The organism is Moorella mulderi DSM 14980 (assembly GCF_001594015.1).
Lineage (GTDB): Bacteria > Bacillota > DSM-521 > Neomoorellales > Neomoorellaceae > Neomoorella > Neomoorella mulderi.
Genome location: NZ_LTBC01000065.1, coordinates 1 through 598 on the forward strand (window position 1 = coordinate 1; position 598 = coordinate 598).

Sequence of the window (598 nt, forward strand, 5' to 3'; positions counted from 1 at the left end):
CCGTAGACCGGCACCAGGCAGTTTAATTTTAGCCACAGACCTTGCTGGATCCAATTAGCTGGCAAGGATTCCACCTCCTACCTTCTAAACATATTATATGGGAACATATATTCGATGATCAAGAGGGGAATTTATCACGGTTCGGGATAGCGGCGATTCAGCCGGGGGGTTTCAGGGTTCGGGCCAGCTCGTTTATAGCTACCGTCAGGTCATCGAGTTTTTTCTCCACCCTGACTAAGAGGTAAAAGGCAATGACCATAGGGAAGCCATAGTTGCCGATCTGGACCCAGAGGTTTTCCATGTCAGGCTCCCTCCCTTTCCTCGCTGAAGTTCCATTCCTGGACTACCTTTTCCCGGGCCTGGCCCAGGAGTTCCCCCCAGGCGGCAGCGCATTCGGCGCAGAGAACAAGGTCGCCGCTGAGGGCAGTATCTTCCAGAAGCAGCATTTTACCTTCCAGGGTCTGCTGGCGGTCGCAGCAGTCACAGCGTCCCCGCCGGGGCCGGGCAAAATAACTGAACCTGACTTGAAACATTATAAAGACCTCCATGTAATTTCATCTAATTGCACTTTAGGGAAACCGGCCGCCAGGGAAGTAAG

2 protein-coding genes are annotated in these 598 nt (G+C 52.8%); both read right to left on the reverse strand.

What is annotated here, in order from left to right:
- Nucleotides 1–157 precede the first annotated feature (157 nt).
- The gene (locus MOMUL_RS15435) at nucleotides 158–301 is read right to left on the reverse strand and encodes a YvrJ family protein (RefSeq protein WP_064774466.1); all 144 of its coding nucleotides are present in this window, start codon (nucleotides 299–301) and stop codon (nucleotides 158–160) included.
- 1 nt (nucleotide 302) lies between these two features.
- Nucleotides 303–533, reverse strand: coding sequence for a hypothetical protein (locus MOMUL_RS15270; RefSeq protein WP_062286261.1), 231 nt, complete (start codon nucleotides 531–533; stop codon nucleotides 303–305).
- Between the last annotated feature and the right edge of the window lie 65 nt (nucleotides 534–598).